This is a genomic window from Moorena producens PAL-8-15-08-1, assembly GCF_001767235.1.
In the GTDB taxonomy this organism is placed as follows: Bacteria; Cyanobacteriota; Cyanobacteriia; order Cyanobacteriales; family Coleofasciculaceae; genus Moorena; species Moorena producens_A.
In genome coordinates this window covers 8,374,967-8,391,680 of record NZ_CP017599.1, presented here as the reverse complement: position 1 = coordinate 8,391,680, position 16,714 = coordinate 8,374,967, and the positions used below count along the sequence as shown (strand labels likewise).

The following is a 16,714-nucleotide window of genomic DNA, read 5'->3' as shown; positions in this document are numbered from 1 at the left end:
TGAAAGTTGAACTATGAGTAATCAAGCACGATTGTGATTAATCTCAGGGTGGTGGGCAGTGCTTACCATCCTTATTTGCCAGGACATGAATTGGTCTAAACTCCTAAATCTACTCCCGACTCCGGTTCCCCCCTTATTAAGGGGGGTTAGGGGGGATCTGACACTCGCAATTAACCTAGCAGTGCTACTCCGATGTTGGTGGGCAGTGCCAACCCAAGCCTACGGCAAGCAAATCAATCTCACTCCAGCACTGCCCACCCTACATCTTGCTCCGGTTCCCCCCTTGTTAAGGGGGGTTAGGGGGGATCTGACACTCCCAATGAACCCAGCAGTGCTACTCCGATGTTGGTGGGCAGTGCCAACCCAAGTCTATGGCAAGGTAATGAATTGCTCTGATCCACTGCCCACCCTACATCTTGCTCCGGTTCCCCCCTTGTTAAGGGGGGTTAGGGGGGATCTGACACTCCCAATGAACCCAGCAGTGCTACTCCGATGTTGGTGGGCAGTGCCAACCCCAGCCTACGACAAGCAAATCAATCTAACTCCAGCACTGCCCACCCTACATATTTCTCCGGTTCCCCCCTTAATAAGGGGGGTTAGGGGGGATCTAACACTCCCAATGAACCCAGCAGTGCTACTCCGATGTTGGTGGGCAGTGCCAAGCTCAGCCTACGACAAGCAAATCAATCTAACTCCAGCACTGCCCACCCTACATCTATCCCGACTCCCTTAATAATTAATAGTTAAACCATGATCAATCCCCAGAAGCAACAACCCCTTTCCCAATCATCAGATGCCGGTTTCACAATCATGGAATCCTTGATGGCAATGCTGATTATTACAATTCTGATGGTTGGCATCTCACCGATGATTGTCTTAGGAGTGGCAAATCGAGTCCAGTCCAGACGAGTAGAACTAGCAGTGCAAGCAGCTAGGGCCTACATCGATGGTGTACGGAGTGGAGCGATTGCTCCTCCCGCAAAGACGGAAAAGATGGAAGCCAAAGATATCTTAAAAGAAAGAAAGAAATTGGCTGAGGTTGGGGCTCCACCATCAAACTTCGATTGTAAAAAAGATAAAAAAGACTCCTATTGCAATAATGACAAGAGTCTCTACTGCGTAGACCTTGATGAAGATGATGGCTGTAGCAAGAACAGTTCCAGAGACTTGATCATTCAGGCATTTCGGAGTATCCCGGCAGACCCCGATGCCAGAGATCCTGAAAAAACCTACTTTCTGGGGGTGCGGGTTTACCGAGCTGATGCCTTTCAAGGTAAAGAGAACTTAAAAATTAGTCAGGAGGGTGCGAAGGCGAAATCTAGGGGACCTGGATTCAGCGATCGCAAAGCCCCCCTATTTGAAACGACTACAGAAATTACCACAGGTACACCGAGTTATAGCCGTTTTTGCCAGCGCCTAGGGGGTTGTAATAGCAATTCTGGAGATTCTCAAGATTAGCACTACAGTTTGGCTGGACAAATCACTAATCATAACTGACATCAATCACTGACAGAAACTCCAACCATGATTACATCACTGAGAACCTTACTCGCCCATAAACTTAAAAGTAATAAAAAGCCTAAGTTCAACCATGGCGGCTTCACTTTAATTGAACTACTGGTAGCCATGATTGTGGCGGTACTAATCATCGCGCCACTATTGAGATTTATGATTACTATCGTTGATACAGACCGTAAAGAGCAAGCCAAGGCTACCTCAGAACAAGAAATCCAAGCCGCTATGGACTACATAGCTAGAGACTTGGAGCAAGCTGTCTATATCTACGATAACTCTGGAGTAGAAAGAGACAATGCTGGAACACCTGCTGACTCTGGAATCCAAGACCAAATCCCACCATTTGCAAATGAAATAGACGGTTGTAACCAAGATAACTGTACACCTGTGCTGGTATTCTGGAAGCGAAAGTATTTGGATAGAACAGACGAAGTCAATGGAGAAACCGTTGGCGAATTTACCAATGGAAATGATACCTTTGTCTATGCTCTCGTTGCCTATTACTTAATTGATGATGAAAATCCTGACGACAATAATACTTGGTCAAATATTGCTAGAATTGGTCGCTTTGAAATTCATGATCAAGTCACCAATGTAAATTCAGGGGATCTTGGTATCCGTGGTAGCTCAGGCTTTAAAGCCTTTAAGATCAGCATAAGAGGAAGCACACTCAAGCAAAAATTGAATCAGTGGACAAAAGGGGATGCTCCTTACGATACTCAAGCTCAAATCTTGGTAGATTACATTGATAACGAAGCAACGGGAATAACACCAGATTGTCCAAGTGTCTTTCCCCAATCAGATCAAGAGCTAGAGGAAGATTTGCAGGTTCCAAGTCAAATAAACGGTGGGTTCTATGCCTGTGTGGATGCAGACAAAAGAATAGCCCAATTATTTTTGAGAGGGAATGCTTTAGCTCGGCTCAAGACTAATCCAGAGGACTATGAATACCAACTAAACCGGTCTAGCTATTTCCCGACCGTAACCATGCAAATTGAAGGACGGGGTTTCCTTAATATTAAATAATATAGCAGTTATTTTAGGGAGTAGGGAGTAGGGAGTAGGGAGTAGGGAGTAGAAATTTACTCTAACCAATTCATAAGGGATAGTACAATTAAATTTACTTATTCATAAATATCATCAACAAACCCTATAGCATTATATGTTTACATTTTACATAAAAATGGAAGATCATCAAAGCCTAAAACGAAAACAAAATAATGATGCTGGATTTACCTTTATGGAATTACTGATAGTAATTTTAATGGTAGGAATTTTATCCTCCATTGCTGCTCCCAGTTGGCTGGCTTTTGTGAATCGACAGCGCGTGAATAAAGTGAATGAGAGAGTGTTAAGTGTAATCCAAGAAGCCCAGCGACAAGCTAAAAATAAAAAACTCCACTACAGTGTTAGTTTTAGGATGAACGACGGAGTTCCAGAAGCGGCAGTTTATCAAGACAACAATAATGATAATCCAACACAAAACTTTCAATGGCAGAGTTTAGTTGGTGATTTAGGGGTCAAACCAGAGGAAGTTTGGGTAGGGACAAATCTAACTGATGAAAACAAACTTGGAACGTTATCCATTTTGAGTGAGCAGAATAAAACAATTACCTTTGATAACCAGGGCGTTCTACCAAATGGTGCAGATACTGACTTAGCTATTGTAGTCGCTGTTCCCGATTCTAAGAATAAAAATAATCCTATTGAAGCAACCCAGCGATGTGTAAGAATAAAAACTATCTTGGGTGCATTAGAAACTAATAGAAAAGGGAGCGAATGTAATCATTCAACATAGTGCTGAGTGGGTTAGAAACGTGAAAGGTCAAACTTAAATTAGGGTGATAGTTGATGCAATTCAATAGCCAACAGGGGGATCAATCCCGAGCTGATGCGATTGCGCTACGCGCGATCGCTGGATTCACTCTACTGGAAACTATTCTGATAGTGTTGGTCGTTGGACTATTGGCTGCGATCGCAACTCCCAGCTGGCTCACCTTTATCAATCATCTGCACCTCAACATCGCCCAAGACCAAATCTACCGAGCTATGCGCATTGCCCAAAGCAACGCCAAACGAGACAAAGAGATCTGGCAAACTAGCTTTCGAGAAAAAGATGGCATTGTCCAGTGGTCAATTCACCGAGCTATGGGAAAAACATGCATTTTAGATCAAGTCCATTGGCATAGCCTTAGCCCTACCATCGCCATCTACAAAGACAAAAATAAGAAAGGTAAATCCGAGACTACCCTAGCTAAACCAAAGGGAGACTGTTCAAATACTGGAGTATGGCGAGTCCAGTTTAACTACAGAGGAAACACCAACGGACAACTGGGACAAATCACCCTAATCACCAAGAATAATAGCACCACCCAACGTTGCGTTTACGTATCCACCCTGATCGGAGCCCTGCGCAAGGGTAGATATCATCCTAAACCGAATAACAGTAAAAAGTATTGTTATTGAGGGCAGCAGGGAATCGGGAATCGGGAATCGGGAATTGGGAATCGGGAATCGGGAATCGGGAACATTATCAAAGAGATATGCTATGATACCCCGGTAATTACCCTTAATAAAAATCTCCCCATCTCCCCATCTCCCCATCTCCCCATCTCCCCATCTCCCCATCTCCCCATCTCCCCACTACTGTAAGCCTGCTTGAGTTTTTTGATCATCAAGCTTTAAAATCAACACCCCGAGGGGTGGCAAACACAAATCTAGGGAATAGGGATGATTGTGGAAGAACCATTCATCTGTCCACTTACCCCCAAGATTCCCCATATTACTACCACCGTATTGGCGAGCATCACTATTGAGCAATTCCTTGTAGAATCCCATCTCGGGGACTCCTACCCGATAATGACTATGGGGCTGAGGGGTAAAATTGCACACTGTCACAATAAACTCTTCAGAATCGTGAGCATAGCGAATGAATGACACCACACTATGGCGATTGTCACTACAATCAATCCATTCAAAGCCGTCCTGGTCAAAATCCTGAGTATAAAGCGCCGGTTCCCTGCGATAGAGATAATTCAGGTCACTAATCAACTGCTTTAAATTTTTATGGGGTTGATATTGCAACAAATCCCACTCCAAATCCCCCCAGACATTCCACTCACTCCACTGACCGAACTCCATACTCATGAATAAAGTTTTCTTACCTGGGTGAGCAAACATATAAGCATACAGACAGCGGAGATTAGCAAACTTGAGCCACTCATCCCCAGGAATTTTCCCAAGCATATTACTCTTGCCATGAACCACCTCATCGTGAGATAGGGCAAGCATATAATTCTCAGCATGGTTGTACCACATGCTGAAGGTAACATTATTCTGGTGGAACTGGCGAAACCAGGGATCCATGCTGAAGTAGTCTACTATATCATGCATCCAGCCCATATTCCACTTCAGATTAAATCCCAAACCTCCTAAATAATTTGGCCAAGACACCATCGGCCAATCCGTTGACTCTTCCGCAATAGAGAGAACACCAGGATAATAACCAAAAATCACCTGATGAGTTTGCCTGAGGAAATCCACCGCTTCCAGATTTTCCCGACCCCCATACTGATTTGCTATCCATTCTCCATCCCCACGTAAATAGTCCAGATAGAGCATAGATGCTACGGCATCCACCCGCATGCCATCAATGTGGTACTTATCAAACCAAAACAAAGCGTTAGCTACCAGAAAATTCCGCACTTCGTTACGGCTATAGTTAAAGACTAAGGTTCCCCACTCCTGATGTTCACCTTTACGGGGATCCGCGTATTCATAGAGATGAGTACCATCAAAGAAAGCCAAACCATGAGCATCTTTGGGAAAATGACCGGGTACCCAATCCAAAATTACCCCAATCCCATTTTGGTGACACTGGTCGATAAAATACATCAAGTCTTGTGGGTTACCATAGCGCGAGGTACAGGCATAGTAACCGGTAACCTGATAGCCCCAAGAGCCATCAAAGGGATGCTCTGCCAGGGGTAAGATTTCGATATGGGTGAAGCCCAATTGCTTGATATAAGGAATTAATTTTTGGGCTAGTTCTCGGTAAGTCAGGAAACGGGCTCCTGGTTTGAGGTCTGAAACGGTTACCACCGTTAGGGTTTCACCATTTGCTCCCTGAGGAAGTTTAGCTGAAGAACCATGAAGCCAAGAGCCCAGATGTAGCTCATAGACAGAAATCGGTTGCCTCAAGGGGTCAGTGTGACGCCGATGCTCCATCCAGTGGTGATCATGCCACTGATAGTCATCCAAGTTGGTAACAATCGAAGCAGTTTTCGGTCTGACCTCTTGTTGGAAACCATAGGGGTCAGATTTCTCGTAGATATGACCTTCAGAATTTTTAATCTCGTACTTGTAGGATTCTCCCACTCCCAGTTCAGGAATAAAGAGTTCCCAGATACCAGTGACCCCTTTGCGCATCTGATGTTGACGGCCATCCCAATGATTAAAATCCCCGATCACTGAAACATTACGAGCATTAGGTGCCCAAACGGCAAAATAGACTCCCTCAACCCGATCAATTTCTGTAGGATGAGCCCCCAGTTTCTCGTAGATGCGGTGATGATTCCCTTCTGCAAATAGGTGCAAATCAAACTCGGTTAGTTTGGCAGAACGGAAGTGATAGGGGTCATAGCTAACCCATTCGCGTCCGCCTTTTTTAATGCGCAGTTGGTAATTAGCCAGCCGAGGTGTTTCAATTTCCACCTCAAAAAAGTGAGGATGGTGTACCGATTGCATTGGGTAAGACTCCCTTTCCGTTGGCAGAACTACCCATGCTGCTTCTGCATTTGGTAGATAAGCCCGCACCACCCAACTAACCTTACGATCTTGCTCAAATTTATGGGAACCAAGCACTTCAAAGGGGTTATGATGTTGGTTTCCTACGATCTGGTCAATTTGTTCGGGATTAATTCTTGAATACATTCAGGGTAAACAGGCTCAGGGGGTGACAACAAGGCATTAAACTAAACAGGGTGTAGGGTGTGGGGGGTAGGGGGTGGGGAAAATAGAAGCGATGCAGCTTCGGAACAGGGGAGCCAGTGCCGACCTGCGGGGGTTTCCCCCACTCGCGCTTTGCATGGCTGACAGGGAATTTGGAGTGAGCCGGTGGGATAACAATCGCTCCCAAACCTGATTTAACCGTCCCGTCGCAACTCCGCCAGCTCCTGATCTTCCCCTCCTGGGAGGGGTTAGGGGTGGGTTACCCTACACCCATCACCCCACACCCCACACCCCGTAAAGCTTTTAAGGCAGTTTGTCACCCCGTCGGGTAAACAGGTCTGGGAGTATCACCGTTAGAACGGAAGGATTGTCCGAAACAAATCGCTCAGTTGCAACAGAAAAATCAATTCTCGAATCTGGGGGTCAAGGCCAGGGCTGGTTGAGCGTTGTGCTATGGCATCTTGCAGTTGGGCGTATTCAGCGGGATTCATTGGCTTGCCATCAAGAGGCGATCGCGCTTCAATAATAATCTCAGTTCTCAACACCTCTTCTGGTAGATCTTCCGGAGGTGGTAAACACCAACCTGGTCTAGCTATAAGTATAGCGATAGTTAATTCTAGGCCAATTCCTAACAATTTCAACAATTTAGCCATGACCAAGAGGATTGATTACTTAAATTGAGTCGTTAATAAAATCCTATGTGACGTACTCCCGACGTTGCCCTAACGGGACAACGCGGGCTTCTTGCCAACACCAGGTATCCCTTCGGTTACTCGGCAAGCTTTACTGCTGACGGGACGCCCCACCGCCAAATTCAATATGTTTATTGCCGCATTCACATCACGATCCGCTGTAAACCCACAGTGAGGACAAGAATGGATGCGGTCTTTTAATTTTTTAGGGACTTTCGTTCCACAATTGGAACAGTTTTGGCTGGTATTTCTGGGATTCACTGCCTTCGTGATTAGTCCAGCATTTAAGGCTTTGACTGATAAGATAGACAGAAATTGACCCCAACCAGCATCTAATATAGATTTAGCTAATTTAGTTTTCGCTAAACCTTTAATGTTCAACTTTTCATGAGCTACTAAATCATGATTGTTTAGTAATCCCTTTGCTGTTTTAAAATGAAAGTCTTTCCGAGTGTCAGCAACTCTTTTATGGGCTTTGCCTAATTTGCTAACAGCCTTTTTCCTGTTGTTACTACCTTTTTTAGACCGACTAACAACTTTTTGGATCTTCTTTAGCCGTTTTTGAGCCTTTCGATAGTATTGGGGTATTGGTACCTCTGAACCATCAGACTTAACAAGAAAAGACTTGAGACCCATATCTATCCCAATGGGATTTTCAACGCTATCTACTGGGATAACCTCTGGAACACTATCATCTTGGATTGACAACGTAACATAGTAGCCATCAGCCTTTCGGGTTATGGTAGCTGTTTTGATTTTGAATCCTTCTGGGATAGGTCGGTGATAAATTATCTTGACTTTGCCAAATTTTGGAAGAGTCAAGATGTTGCCATTTATAGGATTCTTGGATAGAGAAGGAAAAGTAAACGACTTGTATCTATTTTTACTTTTAAATCGAGGTCTTCCGCTCTTTTTCCCATTACTATCTCCCTTAAGAAACCGCTTAAAAGCCAGATCTACTCTCTTTACGCAATCCTGTAATACGTGAGCGTGAATATAACTATACCAAGGTCTATCTTTCTTTAGCTGAGGTAGAGTTTTCTTCTGGGAAAAGTAGTCAGGGTTATTTCTTAGATCTGGTAAATGACAAACAAGGGGACAAGAATTAATAGGACAGCGATTCTGCTCAAACCAATTAAACCTGTCTGCCAACAAATAGTTGTACTGATGACGCAACATGTCCAGCCATTTCTCTACTTTTGCAATTTGCGACTTTGCTAGTCTTAATCGGTATTGATATGCATATCTCATTTTTGTCCTCTTGCTTATCGACCTATTGTTAGTCTAACATTTGGGGATCCATATGACAATCCAAAATACCGAAAAGATGAAAGATAAAAAGTTGATAGTCAGAGTAACTGAATTTGAAAAACGACAATTAAAACAGGAGGCCGATAAGAGAGGGATGACACCCTCTGAGTTGATTAGAAGCTTGATAGCTCGTTTCCCTATCCCCCAGGATTCCTAATTGGTGACTCCGTTTCACTCCATCACCGGGCTATCCTTCCTAGAGACGAAACCTGATTGTTAGTGGAGCCTTGTCTTGATGCAGTCGCTCATGGGGGAAACCCCCAAGACCGCGCTGCATCGCTAGGCGAATTAAATTCGCCACGGGTCGCACCTCTTTTATGCATAACCGACCAACCATAAAGGCGACCCTATCCTTACGGTAACTTTGAGACGCTGACCAAGCACGGGTACAGCGCGGGGCTGCCGCCCTAAAGCTCAACCGATTCAGCACTGCCTGTGGCGTCTGGATTAATCAGTGTGGCTGTGTGATTGATTTACAGGAATAATTTCTATTGATGGGATTGGTTTTTTGCTCTAACCTTAGGGTGATAGCTAGGGTTATTGGTGCGCTCAGGAGTTTTTTTCTGATTTTTACTACTAATTTCTAGGCTATCACAAATCCTCGTCTGTCCCTAACTCACGATTCCTCCTGAATCTGACCTGATGCTAAGATAGGTGCGTTCTAGCATCATCTTTTTAGCTAGTAATAACTGCTACCAAGTTAATCCTGGTCAGCAGCGCTTCTTGAGTTAGCTAACCAGCCTAAGACCTCTGAAGTCTCGGCCACTAGATTGTTTTCCTGCCCTGATTAAACGTTACCGGTTTCCCATAGGTGTTTCCAACAACTAAGGAGTTTTTTATGAATGCTGTTCCTCGCTCTGCTCGTAGTCAAAGAAATCGGTCTCAGCAATCATTGGCTATTTCAAAAGACCAACGTTCTAGGATAGCACGACCACCAACAGATACTATGATGTCACCGAAAACCCCTAAGCCAAAGGTTGAAAATGTGAGTGTTTTGCAGCAGCAAACACCAATTTTTTTGAAAGCCTTACTATTTTTAAAACTGGGATCAGATATAGTAACATTTACACTAATTGCTACTGCTGTCACCGTTTATTCCTGGACAGTTTACAGCCAGCAACAATGGACCCAAGAGTATCGTAAGCTAGAGGAGCTGCAAAGAGATGAGCGCAATATGACAGCAACAACCGAAGTGATCAAAGATCAACTCGCTCAACAGGCTGAAAATCCAGCTACAGGGCTGGTTACTCCCAATCCAAGTAATACAATTTTTCTCAAACGAGCTCCTGAACGTCCTCAGCGCCAGCCATTTACCGCTTTCACGAAACCTCCTGAGCCAAAACCCAAGAAAATCACACCCCTGGGTTACTAGTTTTTGGCCTAGGTATAGGGCGAATGAGGGTAGGTAAAACTCTGTTTAGCTATATTTAGTTAAGTAGATCTTTATAAGTATATTTATTGAAATACATTTAATTAAGTGTGTCTGTTTAAGTATATTTATTTAGGTATATTTGTTAAAAATGATAGTCAGGTAAAACCTTATGAAGCCCGGTAAGTCACTGGGAAACAACCGTTTGAGACTGCTAATGATATGGGTAATAATGATGGCAGGCGGCAGTGGGCTGTTGCTAAATTTATACCGTTTGCAAGTTTCAGAGGGATCGTCCCTAGAGGAAAAAGCACGGCGGCAGCAAATGGTCTATATGCGGCCATTTGTACCTCGCCGTCCTATTGTTGACCGCAAGGGGAATGTTTTAGCCATCGACCGACCTGTCTATACCTTATATGCTCACCCGAAGTTGTTCAAAAAATCCTTACAGGAAATTGCTGCTTTGCTGGCTCCGATGATCAAAAAAACACCAACAGATTTGGAGGAGCAGTTCGGGAAACGTAAGAGTGGTATTCGCTTGGGCAATACGATCCCAGAAGCGATCGCAGACCAAATTTCTCGGTTGAACTTAGATGGTTTAGAGTTGATTCGACAATACTCCCGCTTTTATCCCCAAAATGAATTGGCATCAGATGTGGTGGGTTATGTAAACATTTTCGATCATCTGGGTCAAGCCGGTCTAGAATACACCCAAGAAAAGTTCCTAGAACGGGAGATAAAAAACATCCGACTGAGCCGTGCTGGCAATGGAGCCTTGATGCCAGGTCATGTGCCAGAAGGATTTATGCACCTTGATGACCTGCGGCTACAAATAACTATTGATAGTCGCCTGCAACGAGCAGCTCGCTCTGCCCTGAAGGAAACCATCAAGAAATTTAATGCAGAGCGTGGCAGTATCCTAGTGATGAATGTAAACAATGGTTCGTTGTTAGCCCTAGTTTGTGAGCCAACCTACAACCCCAATCAGTACTCCAAATTCGATGTGAGTTTGTTTAAAAATTGGGCGCTGTCAGACTTGTATGAACCTGGTTCGACATTCAAACCCCTAAACGTTGCGATCGCATTAGAAACTGGTATCATTACAGCCCAAAGCTTGTTCAACGACACTGGTAAGATTCAAATTGGCGAATGGCCGATTCTCAACCATGACTATAAATCAGTAGGCGCTCGCGGGATGATCAATCCCAGCAAGATTCTTCAACATTCCAGCAATGTGGGCATGGTGAGGATGATGAGAAAGATGAAACCTGAGGTTTACTATGACTGGTTAGAGAAGCTAGGCTTAAAGCAAAAAGTAGGAATTGATTTACCAGCTGAGACGGCTGGACAGCTCAAAAGTAAGTACAAATTTAAAGTTTCCCCAATTGAACCAGCTACGGCTTCCTTTGGTCAAGGCTTTTCCTTAACCCCAATTCAGCTAACTCAGATGCTAGGTGCCCTTGCCAATGGCGGTAAGCTAGTGACTCCCCATGTGGTTCGCGGACTGTTTGACACCAAAGGGAATCCCCACTGGCAACCACGCCGTCCTGCACCGAGACGAGTATTTTCCCCCAACACTACTCGGACAGTGGTGGAAATGATGGAAACTGTAGTAACTGATGGTTCTGGAAAGGCATCCCGCATTCCTGGTTATCGGATTGGTGGTAAGACCGGTACGGCTCAGAAAGCCAGTCCTAATGGGGGCTATTACAGCGATGCCAAGATCACCAGCTTTGTGGGAATTTTGCCAGTAGAATCTCCCCGCTATGTCATCTTAGCAGTAGTGGATGAACCCCAAGGCAATGCCTTTGGTTCTAACGTAGCTGCACCATTAGTCAAATCAGTTATAGAAGCACTGATTACCATTGAGCGGATTCCACCATCATCTCAAAACTTCCGCTAGTAGGGAAACTCGGTTTTAAAATGAGTACAATTCAAGCTCTGGTTTGACTTGTCTGCACCTGTGCTAATAACTGATCAGTGTTAGTGGCTGCTGGTTTACAACTAAGTGCCTGACAAACTAAACCAATAACAGAATCTGGCAGATGGGTATCTAATTGATAAACACTTACGGGGAAATACTCACAGATGAGGGAGGTAAGTTGCTTAGCACCAGCGCGAATCAGAGTGCAATTGCGGTACCAATCTAAAGCAGTAAATATACTGGGACAGGATTGAGGGGATGTGTTGAGGACGCTACTAAATGCTTTCAAGGCTTGCTCTGCTCGGTCAAGGTATCGGAGATCTTCAGTAAGTAAAGCCAGACGTACTAGGTTTGCGATCGCTACCCCATTGGCAGATGGTGTCGCATTATCCGTATAACTACGCTCGTTTACTAACAGTTGATCACTAGGGTCACTGGCAGCATTATAGTAACCACCATTATCCACACTCCACAGCAATTCATCAAACTCCTGCTGTACCTTAACCGCTTTCTCTAGCCAACTGGCCGGTGACAGGTTGGTCGGTTGCAGGTTTGAACCTTGGCCTTTTGGCCAAGGTTGTTCTACTGACAAACTTGCCTGATGTAAATCCAGCAGAGCTTTGATAAACAAGGCATAATCTTCAGACTGAGCCAGCACTGCCGGTTGACCATCATAGTTTAGTCGGTGGAATCGACCTGCTACCCATTGATTGTTGAGGATGAATTGAGCAGCAACAGTTGCTAGTTGCCAATAGTCCGGTTCCAGGAACACACTATAGCCTCGCGCTAGGCCAGAAATCATTAAGCTATTCCAGGCAACAATCATTTTGGTGTCCGTTACTGGTGGAATTCTACCGAGCCAGTTCCGGGTTTTTGCCTCTTGATTGGTTTTGGCTGGTGGGAAGGTTTCCAGGAGATCCGGTTTGGCACCATAACGTGCTTCAAACAGTTTAGCCAAAGCAGCTTCAGTGTTCTGGGAAAACTGATCTGAGTAACGGCGCTGCAACACATTCTTGCCTTCAAAGTTGCCCTCTTTGGTCAGAGTAAATTCTTCCTGAATTGCTGTAAACTCCGATGGGCTTAGCAGTTGTTCTAGTTCTGAATAACTCCAGACATAAAACTCCCCTTCTTCAGGTTCACTGTCTGCTGGAGTCGCGAAATTATCTGCATCTTGAGCAGCATAAAAGAAACCATTCGGAGCGGTCATTTCCCGCTTGAGCCATTGAACTGTTCCTGCGATCGCTCGTTTAAAAGCGGCTTCCTGAATCCCTGCACTCCACAAATCTACCAAGTACTCCACAATCTGCCCATTGTCATAGAGCATTTTTTCAAAGTGGGGTACTGTCCAAGTGGGGTCAACTGTGTAGCGATGAAACCCCCCAGCCACATGATCGTAAATACCGCCCTTGGCTAAGTCTAGTCCCCGCTGTGCACAAGCCTGCTCTGGGGTATACTCCGATGCCCAATCGAAGCGAGTAACCCGTAGTGCCATACTGGCATAGGGAATCATGGGGAAACGTGGACCTGGATTGAGAGCATTAACGACACCCACACTAACTTGACCACCGATAAAGAGCAAATCATCACCAAGCTGCTCTGATTCGGGTAGTACTGCTGCCTGTTGGAGGTATCCCAGGATGTCTTCTTTGAAACTGTTAAGCTTACCTTTTTCTAAATCATAGAAGCGACGAATTGATTGGAGCAACTGCAAAAACCCCGGTCTTCCGTAGCGTGGTTCCACAGGGAAGTAGGTACCTCCATAAAAGGGTACCAAGTCATCCGGTGTCAGGAAAATATTAAGGGGCCAGCCTCCTTGACCTGTCATCATCTGCAATGCTAGCATGTAAATGCTATCAATATCGGGTCTTTCTTCCCGGTCTAGCTTAATCGGAAGAAAATTAGCATTCATATACTTGGCAATTGCCTGATTGGAAAACGCTTCGCCCTCCATCACCGTACACCAGTGGCAGCTAGAGTAACCGATAGACAGGAAAATTGGCCTATCTTGTTTTCTTGCCGTTAATAGCGCTTCTTCACACCAAGGCCACCAATCGATCGGATTTTCAGCATGCTTACGTAGATAAAGGCTTTGGGATTGGGCAAGGCGGTTAGTCATGACAGCTTCAGTAGTCGCTTCCCCTTCAGTCTACCTTGGTGAGTAGTGAATCATTGATGTATTTGTCGTTAGTTATTTGTCGTTAGTTATTTATGATTCACTCTTTGTTATGAGGGTAGTTAAAAATTACCAATGACCAATGACCAATCACTATGAAACTTTGGTTTCCTCAACAGTATTACCAAAGTAATGATGATAGTAATCATAGCTACCGGTAGTGTAACCTTTTAAACCATTAGCAACGATACCCAAAACTCTGCTATGAGCAATTCTCAATTCCGAGAGAGCTTCTTTGAACAAAATTTGCTTAGCTTTCCCTAAACCTACCACCATCAATATCCCATCGGTATTAGGCTCGATCAGTCTAGCATCCGCCAGACCAAGTAGGGGAGGGGTATCAAAAATTACCAGCTCAAACCGCTCTTTGAGATATTGAACTAAATTCTCCATCTTTGGGGAATTGAGAAGCCTGGTGGGGTCGGGGGAAATTTGACCAGCACTTAGAACACAGAGATTTTCCTCTAGAGGCGATCGCTGAATAACATCATCAACCTTGATTTCGCTAGAAATAACATCGCTCAGTCCCCACAAATTAGGTAAATCCATCTTCTGATGAATCTGAGGAAAGCGCAGATTAGCATCCACCAGTAAAACCTTTTGCCCCATTGCTGCTGCTGCCAGGGCTAAGAATATAGCCGTAGTGGATTTACCATCTACTGGTTCAGCAGAAGTTACCACTATAGCGCTAATGGGTTTCTCAGAATACAGACATTGGAGATTAACTTGGAGAGAGCGAAACGCCTCTAAAACAGGAGAAATCTGGTAACTACCAGATCCCACACCGAGTTGTGGAGCTGAGGCTTCTGGCTCGGGTATTATGCCCACACCAGTAACGGTAGTGCATTTCTGGAGTTCTTTGTTAAAGGGGATTGTTGCTAATATTGGAAAGCGAGTATACTCTTTGATATCGTCAGTGCTGTTAAGTAAATGATGTAACTTTTCTGCTAAAAACCCAGCCGTGGCACCTGCAACTATCCCTGCGGCTGCGCTTAGGAGCAAAGTATCAGGCAAATTTGGGGATATTGGTTTTTCAGGTTGTTGCGGCTCAACAATTGTCTGCCAAGGGATACTGGTTTTAGCTGATTCAAGTTCCAAAGTTTCCCGAACTGACTCAAAGCGGTTTAGGCTTTCTGTTGCTACCTCAATCTTCTGCTTGAGTTCTGTATATCGATCGGCAATCACAGCTAGCTGTTTAAGTTTTTCACTGATCAGACTTTCCCCTTTAGCGATTGCGACCTGGCGCATCTCTAAAACCTTAATTTGGTTCGCTGTCTCTACTAGCTGCTGAATCAAATTCAGGCGAACTTTACTTGAGGAAGCCGATGGAGCATTGCCACTCAACTCCTGAATACGGCTATTTATCACCTTTTCTGCTTCCTGGCTTAACAGGGGGAGTAAATTTTGCTGTTGTTGCCTTAATCCTTCAAAGGTAGATTGGTTTTCCTTGAACTCTGCTAAATCCAACACCATCTGACCTTCTACTTTAGAAAGTTGGTTGAGCAATTGTTGATAACGGGGTGTTGCGATCAGGTTAGCTACTGCTTCCGCTTGCTGTGAGGATAGACCCAACTGACCTTTGAGTTTCCCATACAGTATAATCATGTCTCGCAGCTGAGTTTGGGTAGCTTGTCTGTGTTCGACAATAGCATTTACCCGATTCGTCAACAGTTCACCCTGAAGTTGTGGATTAATCAGGTTGTACTTCTGCTGGAGTTGCTGGAGTTGTAGCTGAAGCTGATTAATTTGTCCTTGTATTTTCGGCTGCTGATTCGAGACAAATTCAATGCCTTGTTTGATGCTAGCCTGTTGTTGTTGCTTAGAGTACTCGATGTAGCCCAGAGCAACCTTTTCCAACACAAATTGAATTCTTTCGGGGTCTGAATCTTGGTAGGCAACTTCTAAAATTTTGGTTTCTCGCAGTCGGGATACCATCATTCCTTCCCGGAGAGTATGATAGTTTATTTCTGGATATTGGGTTTGAATTTGCTCCACAATCTCAGACATAACCTGAGGAGAGCTTAATACCTGAATTTGAGTGTCATAGTCGAAACTTTTAGTTGGAGCAGCAATGCTATGTACCCCGGGTTTTGCCTGCAACTCCAACGGGTCTTCACCAGATATGGGTTCGAGTAACAGCTGGAATTTGCCTTCATAGATCGGAACTGCACTTAAGGTTTTGGCAATAATTCCGGATGTCACAGTAAGGGCGACCCCTGCCATCAAGACAGCTCGACGACGAGCAGCAGCTAATATACGACGCAGATCGAGTTTGCTGGCTTCCAACTCATAGGCTCCTCCTGTTAGTTCTGGAGAAGATCGATACTGCTGTTGACCACTATGCTTAGATAGGGATGGCTTATAAGCTCCTTGGGAACCCATAATTCAAGTTCTTCTTGCTACTTGGGGATTGGGAATTGGAGATTGGATAACTGGTAGGATGCATAAACCCTAGTTACATGCTAGTTACAGGAACATCGGGAATGATTAGCCTGGTTTTGTGATCAATATCGATTAGCCCGAAGGGCGTTGGCTAGCGAACAGCAATAACCTTTTATTTTCCTTGCTTGAAGGTCAAAACAAGAAATTTAATGTAACATCATTCCGGACTCACGAAGCAATCGCTTGCCAACATATAGGATATCCAATTTACCAAACTTTCCCAATTTACAGATACAACAGTTATACCACCCATCAGGATGAATAGGACCCATGCAAAAAGGCAAAAGGAATACTAGGGTCGTAACTTAATCCTTTAACCTTTGACATCTATCCTGATT

13 protein-coding genes are annotated in these 16,714 nt (G+C 44.5%); 8 read left to right on the top strand and 5 right to left on the bottom strand.

Annotated features, from left to right (window positions below; all coding sequences use genetic code 11):
• Positions 1-58: 58 nt before the first annotated feature.
• The 5 genes from BJP34_RS30730 (at position 59) to BJP34_RS30710 (ending at position 3,981) form a co-directional block, all read left to right on the top strand.
• The gene (locus BJP34_RS30730) at positions 59-733 is read left to right on the top strand and encodes a hypothetical protein (protein WP_229424106.1); all 675 of its coding nucleotides are present in this window, start codon (positions 59-61) and stop codon (positions 731-733) included.
• Positions 734-750: 17 nt separating this feature from the next.
• Positions 751-1,458 carry a hormogonium polysaccharide secretion pseudopilin HpsB gene (hpsB, locus tag BJP34_RS30725; protein WP_070395621.1) on the top strand — a complete coding sequence of 236 codons (708 nt, stop codon included), beginning with the start codon at positions 751-753 and terminating at the stop codon, positions 1,456-1,458.
• A 66-nt stretch (positions 1,459-1,524) separates the two neighbouring features.
• The gene (hpsC, locus tag BJP34_RS30720; RefSeq protein WP_149031266.1) at positions 1,525-2,541 is read left to right on the top strand and encodes a hormogonium polysaccharide secretion pseudopilin HpsC; all 1,017 of its coding nucleotides are present in this window, start codon (positions 1,525-1,527) and stop codon (positions 2,539-2,541) included.
• Between the two features lie 157 nt (positions 2,542-2,698).
• Positions 2,699-3,313: a prepilin-type N-terminal cleavage/methylation domain-containing protein gene (locus tag BJP34_RS30715; protein ID WP_070395620.1), complete on the top strand. Its 615-nt coding sequence runs from the start codon at positions 2,699-2,701 to the stop codon at positions 3,311-3,313.
• Between the two features lie 53 nt (positions 3,314-3,366).
• Positions 3,367-3,981, top strand: a complete 615-nt coding sequence (locus tag BJP34_RS30710) for a pilus assembly FimT family protein (protein WP_070395619.1) — start codon at positions 3,367-3,369, stop codon at positions 3,979-3,981.
• 177 nt (positions 3,982-4,158) lie between these two features.
• Here the strand turns inward: BJP34_RS30710 and glgB are convergent, their stop codons facing one another.
• The 3 genes from glgB to BJP34_RS30695 all read right to left on the bottom strand — a co-directional run bounded on the left by glgB (position 4,159) and on the right by BJP34_RS30695 (position 8,408).
• A complete protein-coding gene (gene glgB / locus BJP34_RS30705) occupies positions 4,159-6,447 on the bottom strand; it encodes a 1,4-alpha-glucan branching enzyme (protein WP_070395618.1) in 2,289 nt (762 codons plus the stop codon).
• 371 nt (positions 6,448-6,818) lie between these two features.
• Complete coding sequence (locus BJP34_RS30700; protein WP_070395617.1) at positions 6,819-7,118, bottom strand: hypothetical protein; 300 nt, start codon at positions 7,116-7,118, stop codon at positions 6,819-6,821.
• 69 nt (positions 7,119-7,187) lie between these two features.
• Complete coding sequence (locus BJP34_RS30695) at positions 7,188-8,408, bottom strand: RNA-guided endonuclease InsQ/TnpB family protein (RefSeq protein ID WP_070395616.1); 1,221 nt, start codon at positions 8,406-8,408, stop codon at positions 7,188-7,190.
• 52 nt (positions 8,409-8,460) lie between these two features.
• On the opposite strand from BJP34_RS30695, the gene BJP34_RS30690 reads away from it, so the two are divergent.
• From BJP34_RS30690 to BJP34_RS30680, 3 genes are all read left to right on the top strand, one after another.
• Complete coding sequence (locus tag BJP34_RS30690; RefSeq protein ID WP_229424105.1) at positions 8,461-8,625, top strand: plasmid mobilization protein; 165 nt, start codon at positions 8,461-8,463, stop codon at positions 8,623-8,625.
• A 681-nt stretch (positions 8,626-9,306) separates the two neighbouring features.
• Positions 9,307-9,840: a hypothetical protein gene (locus BJP34_RS30685; protein ID WP_070395615.1), complete on the top strand. Its 534-nt coding sequence runs from the start codon at positions 9,307-9,309 to the stop codon at positions 9,838-9,840.
• A 214-nt stretch (positions 9,841-10,054) separates the two neighbouring features.
• Entirely contained in the window at positions 10,055-11,740 is a 1,686-nt protein-coding gene (locus tag BJP34_RS30680) for a peptidoglycan D,D-transpeptidase FtsI family protein (protein WP_229424104.1), read from the top strand.
• Positions 11,741-11,771: 31 nt separating this feature from the next.
• Here BJP34_RS30680 and BJP34_RS30675 read toward each other — a convergent pair whose 3' ends face one another.
• Complete coding sequence (locus BJP34_RS30675) at positions 11,772-13,877, bottom strand: thioredoxin domain-containing protein (protein ID WP_070395613.1); 2,106 nt, start codon at positions 13,875-13,877, stop codon at positions 11,772-11,774.
• Positions 13,878-14,027: 150 nt separating this feature from the next.
• Positions 14,028-16,316, bottom strand: coding sequence for a GumC family protein (locus BJP34_RS30670; RefSeq protein WP_070395612.1), 2,289 nt, complete (start codon positions 16,314-16,316; stop codon positions 14,028-14,030).
• Between the last annotated feature and the right edge of the window lie 398 nt (positions 16,317-16,714).

Bases quoted from the DNA above. Each gene is read 5' to 3' on its own strand.
- BJP34_RS30695 (WP_070395616.1), bottom strand. From the start codon at position 8,408: ATGAGATATGCATATCAATACCGATTAAGACTAGCAAAGTCGCAAATT.
- BJP34_RS30670 (WP_070395612.1), bottom strand. From the start codon at position 16,316: ATGGGTTCCCAAGGAGCTTATAAGCCATCCCTATCTAAGCATAGTGGT.
- BJP34_RS30710 (WP_070395619.1), top strand. From the start codon at position 3,367: ATGCAATTCAATAGCCAACAGGGGGATCAATCCCGAGCTGATGCGATT.
- BJP34_RS30715 (WP_070395620.1), top strand. From the start codon at position 2,699: ATGGAAGATCATCAAAGCCTAAAACGAAAACAAAATAATGATGCTGGA.
- BJP34_RS30690 (WP_229424105.1), top strand. From the start codon at position 8,461: ATGACAATCCAAAATACCGAAAAGATGAAAGATAAAAAGTTGATAGTC.
- BJP34_RS30700 (WP_070395617.1), bottom strand. From the start codon at position 7,118: ATGGCTAAATTGTTGAAATTGTTAGGAATTGGCCTAGAATTAACTATC.
- BJP34_RS30685 (WP_070395615.1), top strand. From the start codon at position 9,307: ATGAATGCTGTTCCTCGCTCTGCTCGTAGTCAAAGAAATCGGTCTCAG.
- BJP34_RS30675 (WP_070395613.1), bottom strand. From the start codon at position 13,877: ATGACTAACCGCCTTGCCCAATCCCAAAGCCTTTATCTACGTAAGCAT.
- hpsB (WP_070395621.1), top strand. From the start codon at position 751: ATGATCAATCCCCAGAAGCAACAACCCCTTTCCCAATCATCAGATGCC.
- glgB (WP_070395618.1), bottom strand. From the start codon at position 6,447: ATGTATTCAAGAATTAATCCCGAACAAATTGACCAGATCGTAGGAAAC.
- hpsC (WP_149031266.1), top strand. From the start codon at position 1,525: ATGATTACATCACTGAGAACCTTACTCGCCCATAAACTTAAAAGTAAT.
- BJP34_RS30680 (WP_229424104.1), top strand. From the start codon at position 10,055: ATGATATGGGTAATAATGATGGCAGGCGGCAGTGGGCTGTTGCTAAAT.